This window comes from Streptomyces wuyuanensis (assembly GCF_900103455.1).
GTDB lineage: Bacteria > Actinomycetota > Actinomycetes > Streptomycetales > Streptomycetaceae > Streptomyces > Streptomyces wuyuanensis.
Genome location: NZ_FNHI01000016.1, coordinates 124,727 through 139,941 on the forward strand (window position 1 = coordinate 124,727; position 15,215 = coordinate 139,941).

At 73.5% G+C, this 15,215-nt stretch carries 13 protein-coding genes; 7 read left to right on the forward strand and 6 right to left on the reverse strand.

Features of this window, described 5'->3' with window-relative positions:
• Window positions 1-86: 86 nt before the first annotated feature.
• Window positions 87-596, forward strand: coding sequence for a mycothiol transferase (locus BLT82_RS23265; RefSeq protein ID WP_093657973.1), 510 nt, complete (start codon window positions 87-89; stop codon window positions 594-596).
• 207 nt (window positions 597-803) lie between these two features.
• On the forward strand, window positions 804-1,799 hold the full coding sequence (locus tag BLT82_RS23270) for a D-cysteine desulfhydrase family protein (RefSeq protein WP_093658091.1): 996 nt from the start codon (window positions 804-806) through the stop codon (window positions 1,797-1,799).
• Window positions 1,800-1,985: 186 nt separating this feature from the next.
• On the opposite strand, the gene BLT82_RS23275 is transcribed toward BLT82_RS23270, so the two are convergent.
• Together BLT82_RS23275 and BLT82_RS23280 are read right to left on the reverse strand one after the other, a co-directional pair.
• Window positions 1,986-2,699, reverse strand: a complete 714-nt coding sequence (locus BLT82_RS23275) for an NIPSNAP family protein (RefSeq protein ID WP_244292096.1) — start codon at window positions 2,697-2,699, stop codon at window positions 1,986-1,988.
• A 41-nt stretch (window positions 2,700-2,740) separates the two neighbouring features.
• Window positions 2,741-3,235: an Rrf2 family transcriptional regulator gene (locus tag BLT82_RS23280; RefSeq protein WP_093657977.1), complete on the reverse strand. Its 495-nt coding sequence runs from the start codon at window positions 3,233-3,235 to the stop codon at window positions 2,741-2,743.
• 847 nt (window positions 3,236-4,082) lie between these two features.
• Here BLT82_RS23280 and BLT82_RS23285 point away from each other — a divergent pair.
• The 4 genes from BLT82_RS23285 to BLT82_RS23300 all read left to right on the forward strand — a co-directional run bounded on the left by BLT82_RS23285 (window position 4,083) and on the right by BLT82_RS23300 (window position 10,701).
• Window positions 4,083-5,594, forward strand: coding sequence for an MFS transporter (locus BLT82_RS23285; RefSeq protein ID WP_167746066.1), 1,512 nt, complete (start codon window positions 4,083-4,085; stop codon window positions 5,592-5,594).
• Window positions 5,591-7,825, forward strand: coding sequence for a S9 family peptidase (locus BLT82_RS23290; protein WP_404205003.1), 2,235 nt, complete (start codon window positions 5,591-5,593; stop codon window positions 7,823-7,825). Before BLT82_RS23285 ends, BLT82_RS23290 begins: the two co-directional genes overlap by 4 nt.
• 156 nt (window positions 7,826-7,981) lie before the next feature.
• Window positions 7,982-9,967: a RiPP maturation radical SAM C-methyltransferase gene (locus BLT82_RS23295; RefSeq protein ID WP_093657981.1), complete on the forward strand. Its 1,986-nt coding sequence runs from the start codon at window positions 7,982-7,984 to the stop codon at window positions 9,965-9,967.
• 38 nt (window positions 9,968-10,005) lie between these two features.
• The gene (locus tag BLT82_RS23300; RefSeq protein WP_093657983.1) at window positions 10,006-10,701 is read left to right on the forward strand and encodes a DUF5825 family protein; all 696 of its coding nucleotides are present in this window, start codon (window positions 10,006-10,008) and stop codon (window positions 10,699-10,701) included.
• Window positions 10,702-10,776: 75 nt separating this feature from the next.
• On the opposite strand, the gene BLT82_RS23305 is transcribed toward BLT82_RS23300, so the two are convergent.
• Window positions 10,777-11,004, reverse strand: a complete 228-nt coding sequence (locus BLT82_RS23305) for a hypothetical protein (RefSeq protein ID WP_143041520.1) — start codon at window positions 11,002-11,004, stop codon at window positions 10,777-10,779.
• Window positions 11,005-11,112: 108 nt separating this feature from the next.
• Here BLT82_RS23305 and BLT82_RS23310 point away from each other — a divergent pair, with 108 nt between their 5' ends.
• Window positions 11,113-13,062 (forward strand): M64 family metallopeptidase, encoded by a 1,950-nt coding sequence (locus tag BLT82_RS23310; RefSeq protein ID WP_093657987.1) that lies wholly within the window; start codon window positions 11,113-11,115, stop codon window positions 13,060-13,062.
• Between the two features lie 12 nt (window positions 13,063-13,074).
• On the opposite strand, the gene BLT82_RS23315 is transcribed toward BLT82_RS23310, so the two are convergent.
• The 3 genes from BLT82_RS23315 to BLT82_RS23325 all read right to left on the reverse strand — a co-directional run bounded on the left by BLT82_RS23315 (window position 13,075) and on the right by BLT82_RS23325 (window position 15,095).
• On the reverse strand, window positions 13,075-13,887 hold the full coding sequence (locus BLT82_RS23315; protein ID WP_093657989.1) for an SAM-dependent methyltransferase: 813 nt from the start codon (window positions 13,885-13,887) through the stop codon (window positions 13,075-13,077).
• A gap of 110 nt (window positions 13,888-13,997) precedes the next feature.
• Window positions 13,998-14,234, reverse strand: coding sequence for a DUF397 domain-containing protein (locus BLT82_RS23320; protein WP_093657991.1), 237 nt, complete (start codon window positions 14,232-14,234; stop codon window positions 13,998-14,000).
• Entirely contained in the window at window positions 14,235-15,095 is an 861-nt protein-coding gene (locus BLT82_RS23325) for a helix-turn-helix domain-containing protein (RefSeq protein WP_093657993.1), read from the reverse strand.
• Window positions 15,096-15,215 lie beyond the last annotated feature (120 nt).

Below are 15,215 nucleotides of genomic sequence, written 5' to 3' on the forward strand. Positions count from 1 at the left end.
GAGGTGGGGCCGCGTGCCGGGTCGGCCCGAGCGTGGCCCGCGTGTCGAGGGCGGACGCTCGGGTGGCCCCGGGGTTGACTCACCGTATGAACAGCGCGGCACTGCTGGAAGACGCCTTCGGACGGATCAGGGAGACGGTGCACGAGGCGGTGGAGGGGTGCGCTCCGGACCTCCTCCACGCCCGCCTAGACCCCGGCGCCAACACCATCGCCTGGCTGGTCTGGCACCTCACCCGGGTCCAGGACGACCATGTGGCGGACGCGGCGGGGCGGGAGCAGGTGTGGCTCTCGCAGGACTGGGTGCGCCGCTTCGGGCTGCCGTTCGCTCCGGACGCGACCGGTTACGGCCACAGCCGGGCACAGGTGGCGAAGGTGCGGGTGGACTCGCCCGACCTGCTGCTCGGCTACCACGACGCCGTCCACGAGGAGACGGTGGCGTACGTCAGGGGCCTGACGAACGCCGCTCTCGGCCGGATCGTGGACGAGTCCTGGTCCCCGCCGGTGACACTGGGCGTCCGGCTAATAAGCATCATCTCCGACGACCTTCAGCACGCGGGTCAGGCGGCGTTCGTACGGGGGTCGCTGGAGCGGGGGTGAGCGGAAGGGGACGGTGCGGGGCCCGGGCGTCACGGGCCCGGGCGTCACGGGCCCGGGACGGTCGTGGGCCGGGAGCGGGTGATGTCCACGGGGTCGGCGGACGGGCCCGCGGGTATGCCCCGGGCGGGCACGCCACGACACGCGCGCCGGCCGGACACGGGGGCCCCGGGCCACCCCGGCCGTGGACCACGGGCGACCATGGTGAGCATGACCTCCGCACGTGACGTTCCGCAGCCCGTTCCGCTCGGCACCTGGCCGACCCCGCTCGAACCCCTGCCCAGGCTCGCCCGTGCGATCGGCCTCGGCCCGGACGATCTGTGGATCAAACGCGACGACCTCACGGGCCTGGGCGGCGGCGGGAACAAGATCCGCAAGCTCGAGTGGCTCTGCGGGCAGGCCGTGGCCGCGGGCGCCACGCACCTGGTGACCACGGGCGCGCCGCAGAGCAACCACGCCCGGCTGACCGCTGCCGCCGGCGCACGCCTGGGGCTGGAGGTCGTCCTGGTGCTCGCGGGCACACGGCAGGCGTCGGCCGGCGGCAACCTCGCGCTGGACGGGTTGCTCGGCGCCACGGTCGTCTGGGCCGGTGACGTCGGCGGAGACGCGCTCGCCGCCACGGCCCGGGAGGTGACCGAGCGGCTGCGGGCCGACGGTGCCGTCCCCGAACTCGTCCCGTTCGGCGGCTCCAGCGTCCTCGGCGCACGCGGTTACGCGGTGTGCGGGCGCGAACTCCTCGCCCAGGCGCCCGACCTGACCACCGCGGTGGTGGCTCTCGGCTCCGGCGGCACCATGGCCGGCCTCGTGGACGCCCTCGGCCCGGACCGCGTCCTCGGCGTCCACTGCGGCGCGGTCCCCGACCCGTCCGGGACCGTGTCCGCGTTCGCCTCCGGCCTCGCGGGCGACGACGTGCCCGCGGAGGCCCTGCGCGTGCGGCTGGACCAGGTCGGCGCGGGCTACGGCGCGCTCACCGACCCGGTGCTGGCCGCCCTGAAGCTCACGGCCCGCACCGAGGGCATCGTCCTCGACCCCGTCTACACCGGTCGGGCCATGGCCGGTCTCATCGCGGCCGTGCAGGACGGCGACATCACCCCCGGCGACCGTACGGTCTTCCTCCACACCGGCGGCCTGCCGGGCCTCTTCGGGCACCCTGCGGCACTGGCGGCGGCCGAGGCGGGACTCGCGGTGGGGGCGGTCGCGCGGTAGCGGAGCCGGGAGTGGGGCGCGGACCCGGTACGACCGCGCGGGGTCAGCGCGTTGCGCGGTCGCCAACGTAACGGTCCGGCCAGGGGGCCCCGGATGCTGGCTGGGCGGCCGGAAGTCGGATGCCACCGACGTCGTGGCGCCGGCCGAGTGGTGACGGGGTCGCCCGTCGGCCCGCACCTTCGGAACTCACCGCAGCAGCGACCGCTCGGTGGGTGCCAGCCGTAGCCGTTGCGGGGTCCTGGCCCACCGTTTGGAAAGGGCCGGCAGCACCTCCTCGCGCCAGCGTTCCGACTGCCGCAGGCGATTCAGGTGGCCGTCGATGTGGCCCTCGTCGGCGAAACGCGCGAACCATACGAAGACCTCCTCGTTCATCCGCACCGGCAGCGCCGGGAAGGTGTTCGCGGCGTGTTCCGACTGCAGGTACGCCAGTGGCTCGCCGCCGGTCTCGGCCAGTACGGGTCGTACGCGCTGCTGGAAGAACTCGGCGAACGCCGCGTCAAACGGGCCGTGGCCGTACCAGATCGTGGCCAGGACGAGCGACGGCGGCGACGGCGCCGGATCGCCGGGTGCCGGCCGAGCGCCGACCGGCACCGGGAACCCACCGCGCGCCGAGGCCGGCCGCAGCAGCAGCACGTCATCGGAGTCGATCATCGTCGCGTTCGCCTCGTCGCGGTGTGCCTGCCAGACCGGCCCGCCGTAGAAGCTCTCCAATGCCTTCGCGCGGCGCGGCATGTCTTCGAAGCCTCGGAGCCAGACGAACCGGTCGGGGTCGTCCAGGTCACGGAATTGCCCCAGGACGGTCGCACCTGCTGCCTCCTGGGACTCGACGAATTCGCGGTCGAACAGGTCGACCAGTACGTCTCGCTGTCCCGGGTGCAGCGTGTACTGCCGCAGTTCCACGACTGGACACCGTAGAGCTTCCACCGGTCCCCACCCCTCGTTCAGCTGTTGGAACAATCCCGGCTACCGCAGGCGCCACGGCGGTCGCCCGACTGTCGGACCGTCGGCTGGTTCACCAGCGCCTCGCGAAGCACATCGGCGATCGACGTGTCCGCCAGCTCCCGCCGCATGACCTGCTCGACCCGGCCGTAGACCCCGTCCAGGGCGGGCCGGATGCCCCGGCCGACAGGACACTCCGGATTGGGCTCGGTTCGGTGCAGGCCGAACGGCGGCTGCGCGTCGACGGCGTCGTACACCTCGAGCATGGTGATGTCCCCGGGCTCACGGGCCAGACTCCAGCCTGCACCGGCGCCGTGGCGGACCCTCACCAGACCGGCTCGCCGCAGGTCACCGAGGCTTCGCCGGATGATCACGGCGTTGGTGTTGACGCTGGCCGCGACCTGCTCGGAAGTGAGCACCTCCTGGCCACGGCGCTGCGCCAACGCCAGCCAGGCCAGCGCATGCGTCGCGATGGTCAATCGACTGTTCGCCGCCATCACCCCTCCTTGCTGCAACAGCTTCTGTTACATCCATCCTCGTGGTCAAGCCACTTCAGCCACCCGAGGCCCGACGGGGTGGACCCGCCCGTCCGCACCGCACGGGACCCGGCCTGCGCGGGCGGCGCGCCGCTCCCGTGCCTTCCGGAGCTCGGCCCGGCGGGTGAACGCACACAGCCCCAAAGGACGAGGACGTCCACCCGCGCCGCGGCGGTGAGGACGAGCATCGGGCCGAAAGGGTGCGGGAGCAATGCCGGCGCCAGCGCCACTCCCGGACTCACGACCGGGGGCGGTTTCGCGTCATTCGCCGAGCATGACCGACCCGCCCTCCGCCGCCCCGCGAGCAGGGATCGAACCGACACACCCGCCACACCTGTCACTGTGACATCGACCGGGCTTCACCGTCGGCGCAGCTTTGCGCTGACAAACACATACGGCCGGGCCACAAGGAGCCTCGCGCTCCGTTCGAGGTTCGGAATGCGCACACCGGATACCGGAGATCGCGATTCCGCCCCGTCGCGACGGGCGCACGGTGCGCCGGTGCGAAGCGGAGGCGCGGAAGCCGCCGTTCAGGGCGGTAGTCCGCGTCCGGTGACCGGTCGGCGGCCATGGCGACGCGCGTAAGCCGTGAAAGCGCCACCCGACCCCGTACAGCCGTGGCCGACGGCTGAATTGCGAAGGATTCGGTCAGCGTCCGACTCCTTGCGGTCGCCGAATCGCCGTGGCTAGGCTCCGCTCGATTTCACTTCCCGCACATTTCCTGCACATTTATGGGCTCTTTGCGAGCACACATGCAACGGCGATGGGCGGGCGGGAGGTGCCACCGGCGGCCCGAGGGGGGCAGGGCATGGAGCGTGCTTCGTCTTCCGGCGACGCCGACGGCGTGGGCTTACACGGCGGCGCGCGGGACGGATGCGTCCGGCCGGTCCCGGACGAACTGCCCGCAGGTCCCGGCGAGCCCGACGGCAGGGACCGCCGGCTCGGCACCCCGCGTGACGTCCGGCTGCTGTGGAGCTCCAACGCCGCCGACGCCCTCGGCACCCAGATATCGGGCGTCGCCTTCCCGTTGCTGCTCCTCGGACTCGGTCACCCGCCGACGACCGTCGGCCTCCTCGCGGGCGCCGGCATGCTCGTCACGGTGGTGTGCGGGCCCGTCGTGGCGGTGGCGGCGGACCGTGGACTGCGCAAGCCCGTGATGGCGGGCTCCGCCGCCGTGGCCGCGGTGGCCATGGGTGCGGTGGCGCTGTCCGCGGCGGACGGCCGGCCGCCGCTCGCCCTGCTGCTCGGCGCACTGCTCGTGGAGCGCACGGCCACCGCGTGCTTCGAGGCCGCCGCGCGCGGCACCGTCGCGCTCGTCGCCGCGCCCCGTGAGGTGCCGCGCGTCGTGGCCGGACTGGAGGCCGGCGACCGCGCCGCTCTCGTGGCCGGTCCCCTTGTCGGCGGGGTGCTGTACCAGGTGGCCCGGCCTCTCCCGTTCGCGGCCGACGCGCTGTCCTACGTGGTGACGGCCCTGTGCGTGCGGTCCATGCGCTCCGATCTGCGGGCGGGCTCCCCCGCGACCGCACCGGGGGGCGGGCCCGCACCGTCGGGGGATCCGGCGACCGTCCACGCCGCGTCCGCGTCGGCCCCGTCCTCGCCGGACCGGGACACGACCCGGCCGCCGGGCACACCCGTCTCCGCCACCGCCGGCGGCGCAGCGCCCGCACCGGGCACCGAGTCCCCGGGGACGCGCCCGACTCCGCTGCGCGCGCTGCGGTCGTACGCCCGCGAGACCCTCGCCGGTCTGGCCCTGGTCCGTTCCTCACCCCGTCTCCGGCTCGTCCTCGTCTGGACCACGACGGTCAACGCGGCGCTCGCGGGCCTCTACTACTCCGCGCTCTTCGCACTGCAGGACCGCGGCGGGCCGGTCGCGATGGGGTTGGTGCTGGCCGTGTCCGGAGGCGCCGGGCTGGCCGGTGCCCTCGCCGCGCCCGCCGTCGTGCGGCGCGTGGGCGGCGCACGGACGCTGGTGGCCGTGACCTGGCTGACGGTGCCGCCCGCAGCCGCTCTCGCCTGGACGGGGTCGCCGTGGAGCCTCGGGCTCTGCTTCGGCGCGTTCTGCCTGCTGCTCGCTCCGGCCACCGTGGTCGTCCAGTCCGCCGCGATCGCCGACACCCCGCACCATCTCCAGGCGAGAACGGGCGCGCTGCTGGCGACGGCCGTCGTGGGGGCGGGCGCCGGTTCACCGGTGGTCGCCGGGGCGCTGGCGACCCACGCCGGGCCCGCGGCAACCCCGGCGGCCTGCGCCCTGGCGCTCGCGGTCCTCGCCCTGTTCACCGGTCTGCGGGCCGGACGTCTGCGCCCCGGAGGCCGATCGTGACCCGCCCCTTCGCAGCCGACGCCCTGCGCCGGCCCGCCGAGGCGCCCCCCGGTGCGGCGCCCGATGAAGCCGGCGCCGCCGGCGAAGGCCACGGCCCCCGCTTCCGGACCTACCGGGCCGAACTGCCGGACGTCTGCCCCACCGACCCCACCCGGATGACGTTCACCGCCGACGCCGAAGGACGCTGCCAGGTGTTCACCTGGGACGCGACGACGGGGCGGGCACGGCAGGTGACGGACCGCCCGGGCGGCACGCTGCACTGCGCCATCGACCACGACGCGCGGGTGTGGTGGTTCGACGAGGACGCCGACGGCCGCGGCCACTGGCGGTTCCGGCCCTTCGACGGCGGCGAGGACCGGCCGGCGCTGGAGGGCGTTCCGTACGGCGCGCCGCGCGGGCTCGCCCTCACCCCCGGCGGCACGGTCGCCGTCGCGACGGCCGCGGACGGCGGCACCACCGTCCACATCGGCCGGCGCGGCGGCCGGGCCCGTACCGTGACCCGCGTCGAGGGGCACGCCGTGCTCGCGGGGATCTCACCGGACGGGCGGCATCTCGCCATCGGCGGCCCGGCCGGCTCCGATCGCGCGGTCACTGTGCTGTCCCCGGACGGCACCGTACGGGCGGTGCTCCGCGGCGGCCCGCACGGCGGGGAACTGTGGGCGCTCGGCTTCCGGCCGCGGCGAGGCGCCGACGCCGACCAGACCCACCACACCGACAGCACCGACGGCACCGACGGCACCGACGGCACCGACGGCACCGGCCGCGAACCCGGCGACGCCCACACCGACCACAGCGACCACGGCGGCACCGGCCGCGAACCCGGCGACACCGACACCGAGTTACTGCTCGTCAGGCAGCACCGCGACCGGTACGTCCTCGCCGTCTGGCGCCCCGGCACCGGAGTCGGCGCCTGGGAGTGGTGCGCCTTCGACACGGAGATCACCGCCTCCTGGTACCCGGACCGCGACGGCGTGCTGATCCGGCAGGAACGCCACGGCCGCAGCCTGCTCCACCGCGCCGATCCGGCCCGGCGCTCGATCGCCCTCGTGCCGACTCCGCCCGGAACCCTGCTGGCCGCCGCCGCTCGGCCCGGCGGGGACGTGCACTACCTGTGGACGTCGGCCGCCCAGCCGCCGCGCATGGTGTCGACCGCGGGCACCCCGCTGCCGCCGCTCGGCACCGTCGAGGGGACCGTGCCGGGCGACCACCGCGAGGTGTGGACCCCGGGTCCGGACGGCCCGGTGCACAGCCTGCTCGCCCTGCCCGACGGCATCCTCCCGGCACCGGCGGTGTTCCTGGTGCACGGCGGTCCGGCGGACCACGACCGGGACGCATACGACGGTGTCGGGCACTCCCTGGTGGCCTCCGGGTTCGCGGTCGTACGCGTCAACTACCGCGGGTCGACCGGCTACGGGCCGCGCTGGCGCCGCGCCTACCCGGACGGCGTGGGCCTCACCCAGGTGCGGGATCTGGCCGCCGTACGGGCCGACCTCGTACGCCGCGGCCTGGTGCGGGCCGACGCCACCGCCCTGTGGGGCAGTTCGTGGGGCGGCTATCTCGCGCTGCTGGCGGCAGGCGTCGACCCGGCCCTGTGGCGCGCCGCCGTCGCGGTGAAGCCGGTGGCCGACTGCGCCGCCGCCCACCGCACCGCCACGCCCGCACTGCGCGCCCTCGACGAGCGGCTGTTCGGCGGCACGCCCGATCAGGTGCCCGAGGCCTACGCCCGCAGCTCCCCGGTGAGCCACGTGTCCCGCGTACGTGCCCCGCTGCTGGTCGTCGCCGCCGAGCGTGACGACAAGTGCCCACCGGAGCAGGTGCGCGGCTATCTGCGGGCGCTGGCCCGCGCGGGCGTACGGCACGAGGCCATGTGGCTCGACACCGGCCACGACGGCTACGACGGCCGCGACCACGTCGCCGTACTGCGCCGTGCCATCGGCTTCCTGGACCGCGAACTGCGCCGCACCGGCCGGCCGGGCTCCCGCGCCCCGGGCCGGCGGGCCGGGCGCGTCCAGACGTCCCGCTCCGACCCGGAGGGGGATCCCGGCGGGCCGCCGGCAGCGGCGGCCACCGGGACATGCACCACCTCAGCGCACGACAGAGAGGAGGACACCGTGCAGAAGGACGTCATCAACAACGACCCGCTGGCGGGTGACGAGGAGAACCGCAAGCCGAGCGTCGGGATCACCATCACGATCCCGTTCCGCAACGCCGAGGACTCCGAGGAGGACTGACCCGGCCCGGCCGGCCCGCAGAACGCCCCCGGGCCGGCCGGTACCGCCGAAGCCCCGCGTCCGCCCGGCGTGACGACCCACCGCCGGGCGGACCGGCCCAACTTCCGCACCCCAGCACCCACCGACCCACCGTTCGAGGACCGTCAAGGAGCCGACGTGCGCGTACTGCTGGTCAACATGCCCTGGTCCCCCATCGACCTGCCCTCACTCGCCCTCGGCATCCTCAAGCGCAGCGTCGACGAGCGGGTTCCGGGGGCCACGGCCGAAGTGCTCCACGCCAACCTGGAGTTCACCGACTGGATCACGGCACGCCGGGAGTTCGCCGCCGACGACTACGAGTACTACTCCCTGTCCTCCTACTTCATGGGGTGCGGCGACTGGGTGTTCTCCTCGGCGCTGTACGGGGATCCCTCGTGGCGGGAGGACGAGTTCGCCTCGGTGATGAAGGGCAAGCTGCGTGCGTCGCGGATGCGGATGACGCGGGAGCTGCACCGCGAGGTGCCGCAGTTCGTGGAGGAGATCGCCCGGCGCATCGTCGAGCACGCCCCGGACGTCGTCGGGTTCACCTCCACCTTCCAGCAGAACACCGCCGCGCTCGCGGCCGCCCGCCACGTCAAACGGCTCGCGCCGCACATCGTGACCGTGATGGGCGGGGCGAACTGCGATGCCGAGCAGGGCGCGGCGGTGCACCGGAACTTCCCGTTCGTGGACCACGTCGTGCGTGGCGAGGGCGAGACCGCGTTCCCGGAGCTGGTGAGGGCGCTGGCCGAGAAGCGGTCCGATCTCGGCGGCATTCCGGGCCTGTGCCACCGGGCCGCCGACGGCACCAGCGTCGTCAACCCGATGGCCACCGCGCCGCTGCCGCCCGCCCACATCCTCCCGCCCGACTACAGCGGCTACTTCGAGTGCCTGGCCGCCTCGGTGGCCCGCAACTGGGTGGAGCCGAAACTCGTCGTCGAGGGCGCCCGCGGCTGCTGGTGGGGCGAGAAGCACCACTGCACGTTCTGCGGGCTCAACGGGTCCTTCATGCAGTTCCGCAGCAAGAGCCCGGACGTCTTCTACGAGGAGATCATGGACCTGGCCCGGCGCCACCGGGTCCTGGACATGTACGTCGTCGACAACATCCTCGACATGGGCTACTTGAGCACCGTGCTGCCCCGCATCATCGACAGCGGCTACGACCTGCGGCTGCACATCGAGATCAAGGCGAACATGCGGCGGCCGCAGCTGCGCACGCTGTCCGACGCGGGGCTCATCTACGTCCAGCCCGGCATCGAGAGCCTCAACAACCGGGTGCTCGACCTGATGGACAAGGGCGTCAGCGGCTGCCAGAACGTGCGCATGCTGCGCGACGGCGCCGAGACGGGCCTGTCGGTGTCCTGGAACTATCTGCACGGCTTCCCGGGTGAGACCGCGGAGGACTACGAGCCGGTCATCGCGCAGATCCCCGCCCTGGAGCATCTCGACCCGCCCGTCGACCTGTCCGCGCGGATCGCGATCGAGCGGTTCAGCCCGTACTTCAACCGGCCCGAACTCGGCTTCACGGGGCTGCGGCCCGAGGCGCACTACCGCTTCACCTACGACCTGCCCGAGGAGGAGCTGTACGACCTCGCCTACGTCTTCGAGGCACCGGCCCGCGGAATCGGCGAGCCGACCGTGAGCGCGCTCAACGACGCGCTGGCAGGCTGGAAGAAGCACCACACCGACGCCCGGCTGACGCACACCGACCTCGGTGACCGGATCGTGCTCGTCAGCCGGCGCCGGGCCTTCCCGTGGCGTGCGACGGAGCTCTCCGACCCGTTCGAGGTGGCGCTGTTCCGGCTGCTGGACCAGCCGCACGCCCCGGCCCCGCTCGCCCGCAAGGCGGCGACCCGCGTCCCCGGGGACCCGCGCGGCCAGGAGGAGGTGGAGCGGATCCTGGACTCATGGGTCGACCTGGGCATCGTCTTCACCGACGGCGGCCAGTACGTGCACATCGCCCCGGCCGCGGTGAACGAGGACCTGCTGCGGCTGGACTTCATGCGGCATCTGCACAGGAGCGGTGCCACGCACTCGGCGGGCGGCGGTGCCTGGGCCGACGGCGGTGACCGCGGCCTGGCGGACGCGCCGGGCGACGCGGTCCAGCCCCCGGTGTCGGTCTGACCGCAGCCCCCGGTACCCCCGCACCCTCAGGAGGCTCCATGACCAGCACAGTCCACCCGCCGGCCGGCACCGCGGACGACGTCCCGCTGACGGTCACCGCCTGGCGCGACTACGACCCCGACGCCTGTGCTCTGCCCGGCATGGCGCTGGGCAGCCACCGGCTGTCGGGCCCGATGAGCGAGGAGACCGACCGGCTGTGGGGCCTCGGGGCCCGGCGGGTCGTGGTGCCGCGCACCGTCGACCTGACGCCCGCGGCCAACGCAGGTGCCGCCGCCGCGCGCGGCACGGTGCGGTCGCTGTGCCTCGTCCGGGATCTCACCGCCCGTGCCGTGCTCGTCGAGTGGCGGCTGCGGCTCGCGCCCGGCGACGACGAGACGTGGAAGCTGCTCAGCCATCTCCAGCCGCCGCAGCGGCTGGAGGGTCCGGAGCATGCGGAGGATCATCTGCTCGCCTGGCGGAACAGCCACTACCTGTGCAAGTGCCTGTGGCGCCAGGGCCCGGGATTCCTCCAGATCCGCGACCGGCGCTGGGGCGACCTGCGCCGCTTCACCTGCGACGAGCCGCACTACCACGATGCCATCGCCCGGCTGGACCACGGCGCCCCGGCGGCGGACGTCCCGCCGGACGCCCTGGCCGACTTCACCGAGGAGCATCTCGTCCTGCGCGTCGGTGACCTGGCCTGGTGGCTGCCGTACCGGGTGAAGCGATGGATCCAGGAGGCGATGGCGATCTGACCGCCGGCGGGCCGCGGTGCGGCGGGGCTCCACGGAGGGCCGCGCCGCCCGCCGGGCGCGCGGGACCGCCGGTCCTCAGAACAGCGTCGGGTCCGCCTGGCCCGCCCCCTCCGTGCCGGGGAGCTCCTCCTGGTGGCCCGCCTCGTCCACCGCGGGGACGCGCGTCATGCTTCCCTCGCACAGGACGAGCGCCCTGCGGCTGCGCTTGTGGTCGTGGACGGACACCATGCCGTACGCGCTCGTCGGCGCCCCTGCGTACACCCCGCCGCACACCGGGCACTTCACCCGCGGATACCTGGCCATGACCCCAGTGTCGTACACGCCACCGACACCGGCCTCGGCACGCGGACGCGCCATGGCCGACTCGGCTGTCTTTACGGTGTGTTGGACCCGGCCATACGCTCCCGCCTCATGGACACCTCCGGCACACGTCTTCCCGGGGTCACGGCGCTCGCCGCCGCGGGCGCGCTGCTCCTCACCTGTCTCCTCGGCCCCGCGGCCTCGGCGTCGGCCGTCGCAGGAGAGCCGCCGGCACCGCCGCAGCGCCCGGCGGCGTCCTCCGCGTCGCCCGTGACCGGGAGCGCGAGCGTCGTGCCCGTGCAGACGACGGGACCCGTGGACAAGCGGTTCAACCTGGTCTTCCTCGGCGACGGCTACACCGCCGCCGAGACGGGGAAGTTCCGCGCGGACGTCGACAGGCATCTGAACGTGCTGTGGAGCATCGAGCCGTTCGCCTCGTACCGCTCGTACGTCAACGTGTGGGCGGTCGAGGCGCCGTCGGCGGATTCGGGCGTCGACTGCGACCCCTCGCTGGACGCACCGCGCCGCGACACCCCGCTGAACATGGGCTTCTGGGGCGGATGCAACGCCGGCAGCGTGCAGCGCCTGCTCACCGTCGACAGCGGCGCCGCGACCGCGCTCGCCGACCTGGTCGAGGGGACGTCGGCCGCCAACCGGCAGATCGTGGCGCTCGCCAACAGCGACACGTACGGCGGCGCGGGCGGCACGTACGCCACGGCGTCCGGCGGGAACGCGCTCTCGTCCCTGATCACCCCGCACGAGATCGGCCATTCGCTCGGCAGGCTCCAGGACGAGTACGACTACTACGCGCGCGGTGTCCCGGGCGGTGCGTACGAGGGCGGCGAACCGGCCTCCGTCCACCACACCCTCTTCACCGAACGGGAGATGCGGGAGCAGCGGGCCAAGTGGTGGCGCTGGCTGGGCGAGCCGAGCGAGTCCGGCGGCACCATCGGCCGGTACGAGGGCGGGCTGTACAGCACCAAGGGCGTGTGGCGGCCCAGCAGGCACTCCCTGATGAAGACGCTCGGCTACGCCTTCGACCAGGTGGAGCGGGAAGTAATGGTGGGGGCGATCTCCGGGAAGGTGAACCTGGTCCAGGGACACACGCCGAACACCGGCCCGATCGGTGCCGACCGGACCGTGTGGGTGGAGACGCTGCATCCCGTCGGCGGTGAACTCGACGTCGCCTGGCGGCTCGACGGCCGTCCGCTGCGGACCGTCGACGGCGCCCGCACGATCGATCTGCGCCGTCTCGGCCTCGGCCGGGGCACGCACACCCTGACGGCGACCGTCACCGACCCGACGCCGTTCGTCCGCGACCCGGCCGTCCGCGGCTCGGCCGCACTGACCCGCACGGTGTCCTGGACGGTCGACACCGAGGTGCGCACCGAGCACACGCCCGTCGCCGCGGCGTTCACCGGACACACCGCCACGGCCGCACCGGTCGGGGCGGACGCCGTGGTGTACGCGGACACCACGCATCCGTCCGACCGGACGTATGCCGTCCGGTGGGCGCTGGACGGCCGGCCGCTCGTCCGGCCGGGCAACGACCGTGATCTGGACCTCGGTTCGCTGCGACTGCGGCCCGGCACGCACGTGCTGACGGCCCGCGTTCCCGGTTCGGGCGCCGTACTTCGCTGGACGGTGGACGCGGTCCCGGCCGCGGGCGCCCACGAGTTGTCCGAGCCGCTGCGGACGGTCCGGCGGCCCGGCCGGCCGGTGGAGTACGTGTACGACGGCCCCTTCACCATGCGGCTGACCGCCCGTGACGACCGGGCGGGCGCCGTCGTCTCCCAGTTCCGGGTGGACGGCGACGGCTGGTACACGTACTACGGCTGGCCGACGGACGCCGACGCGCCGTTCCGGTTCAGTCCGGAGGGCACGGTCGTCGACGACCTCGTCTACGGCAAGCTCGGCACTCCGCGCGCGGTGCCGTGGGACGACGCCACGCCCGACTACGGCACCCACACCGTCGAGCACCGCACGATCGACGCGGCCGGGAACGTGAGCGGGGCGACGCGCTTCCTCGTCACCCTGCTGCCCCCGGCCGCCTCGCGGTAGCTCCGTGAGGGCTCAAGGGCGGACGCGCGCCACGCCCGCGTAGCCCGGGATGGGGTCGTCGCCGGCGACGGCGACGACCTCGCCGAGCTCCGGATGCCAGTCGGCGGTCAGCGACACCCCGGGCTCGACGAGGTCGAGAGCGTCGAAGAACCGGGTGAACTCGTCGCGGGAGCGGGGCCGCAGGGTGAGTCCCCGCTGCTTGTACATGGCGCGCGCCATGGCGGCCTTCTCCGGGTCGAAGTCGCCGGTGGTGTGGGACAGCACGAGGTAGCTGCCGGGCGCGAGCTGGCCCACGAGCCGGCTCACCAGTTCGTAGGCGCCGTCCTCGTCGTCCACGAAGTGCAGCAGTGCGAGCAGCGACAGGGCGATGGGCCGGTCGAAGTCGAGGACCTTGCCGGCCGCCTCCAGGATGGCCTCCGGCCGGCGGGCGTCGGCCTGGATGTACTCGGTCGCCCCCTCGGGGGTGCTGCGCAACAGTGCCTCGGCGTGGGCGAGGACGATCGGGTCGTTGTCGCAGTAGACGACGCGGGACTCGGGTGCGACCTGCTGGGCTATCTGGTGGAGGTTGGGCTCGGTGGGGATGCCGGTGCCGACGTCGAGGTACTGGCGGATGCCGTTGGCGCCGAGCCAGCGCGTGGCCCGGTGCATGAAGGCCCGGTTGACCCGGGCCATGTCGCGGCCGCGCGCGTCGAGCTTGAGGAGCTGCTTGGCCATCTCCTCGTCGACCGGGTAGTTGTCCTTTCCGCCGAGGAACCAGTCGTACATCCGTGCCGGGTGCGGCTTGCTGGTGTCGATGCGTACGGCGGCGGGGTCTTGCCCGGTCATCTGGCGCCTCCAGGGGGTCGGGGTGTGGCGGTGGACGGACGAACTGCACGTACTGCGACGGTTGCCGACTCGGGGTCAGGCCGGTCGGGCCGGGCCCGGGGCTCGGTTGATCACGTCAGGAGGAAGTCTGCCTGACCGGACTTGGCGCCCTGGATGAAAGCGGCGATCTCGCCGTGCGTGTAGATGAGCGCGGGGCCGTCGGGATCGGCGGACTGGCGCACCGCGACCCTGCCGTCGGCCAGCTTCATGGCCTCGATGCAGTTGCCGCCGTTGCCACCGCTCCACGGCTTGTGCCAGCCCTCCGAGCCGAGCTCCCGGGCGGGCATGCCGTTGTATATGCGGTCCATTCACAGCTCCTTGCGGACGCTCCGGAGGAGGTCCTTCGTGCGTTGTGCGGTGGCGGCCTGGGCCGCCATGCGGTCCATGACCTCCAGGTGCGAGGCGACCTCGGGGCGGGCGTCGAGGTAGACCGCGCCGGTGAGGTACTCGCTGTAGACCATGTCGGGCAGTTCGGGCACGGCGAAGCGGAAGAGCACGAACGGTCCGTAGGTGCCGGCGTGGGGTCCGGTCGCGAACTCCGCGACCTGGAGGGTGATGTTGGGCCGCTCGACCGCTTCGAGCAGCCGGTCGATCTGGGCCCGCATGACCTTCGGTCCGCCCACCGGGCGGCGCAGCGCCGTCTCGTCCATGATCACCCAGAATCTGGGCGCGTCGGACCTGCCGAGCAGCCCCTGGCGTTCCATCCGCAGGGCGACGTGCCGCTCGATGTCCTCGGCGCTGGTGGCGCCGAGGGCTCCGCTGTGCATGACGGCGCGCGCGTAGTCCTCGGTCTGGAGGAGTCCGGGGACGAAGTGCGGTTCGTACGCGCGGATGAGGGCGGCCGCCCCCTCCAGGCTGACGTACATGCTGAACCAGCCGGGGAGCACATCGTGGAAACGCTGCCACCAGCCGGGCTTGTTGGCGTCCTCGGCGAGCTGGACGAAGCCCTCCGCCTCGTCCTCGGGAATGCCGTAGGCCCTCAGGAGCAGCTGGACGTAGGGGATTTTGAGAGCGACTTCCGCCATCTCCATCCGGCGGATGGTGGCGGGGGCCACGCGGAGGACCTTCGCGGCCTCCTCCCGTCTCAGGCCGGCTCGCTCCCGCAGATCCTGCAGTCGCTTGCCCAGTACGACCTGCCCCACCGTCGGGGCGGACCGCGGCTCGCTCACTACAGACCTCCCCAGCGCCCTGTTCTCGATGTGCCCGACCCGACGCCACGACATCGGTGTCACGACGAGTGTGCCATGCCACCCTGTCCCAGAACCCGGCACTCTGCAATTTCCAGAGTG

Coding starts and splice junctions, on each gene's coding strand:
- BLT82_RS23265 (WP_093657973.1), top strand. CDS start 87: ATGAACAGCGCGGCACTGCTGGAAGACGCCTTCGGACGGATCAGGGAG.
- BLT82_RS23270 (WP_093658091.1), top strand. CDS start 804: ATGACCTCCGCACGTGACGTTCCGCAGCCCGTTCCGCTCGGCACCTGG.
- BLT82_RS23280 (WP_093657977.1), bottom strand. CDS start 3,235: ATGGCGGCGAACAGTCGATTGACCATCGCGACGCATGCGCTGGCCTGG.
- BLT82_RS23285 (WP_167746066.1), top strand. CDS start 4,083: ATGGAGCGTGCTTCGTCTTCCGGCGACGCCGACGGCGTGGGCTTACAC.
- BLT82_RS23300 (WP_093657983.1), top strand. CDS start 10,006: ATGACCAGCACAGTCCACCCGCCGGCCGGCACCGCGGACGACGTCCCG.
- BLT82_RS23305 (WP_143041520.1), bottom strand. CDS start 11,004: ATGGCCAGGTATCCGCGGGTGAAGTGCCCGGTGTGCGGCGGGGTGTAC.
- BLT82_RS23310 (WP_093657987.1), top strand. CDS start 11,113: ATGGACACCTCCGGCACACGTCTTCCCGGGGTCACGGCGCTCGCCGCC.
- BLT82_RS23315 (WP_093657989.1), bottom strand. CDS start 13,887: ATGACCGGGCAAGACCCCGCCGCCGTACGCATCGACACCAGCAAGCCG.
- BLT82_RS23320 (WP_093657991.1), bottom strand. CDS start 14,234: ATGGACCGCATATACAACGGCATGCCCGCCCGGGAGCTCGGCTCGGAG.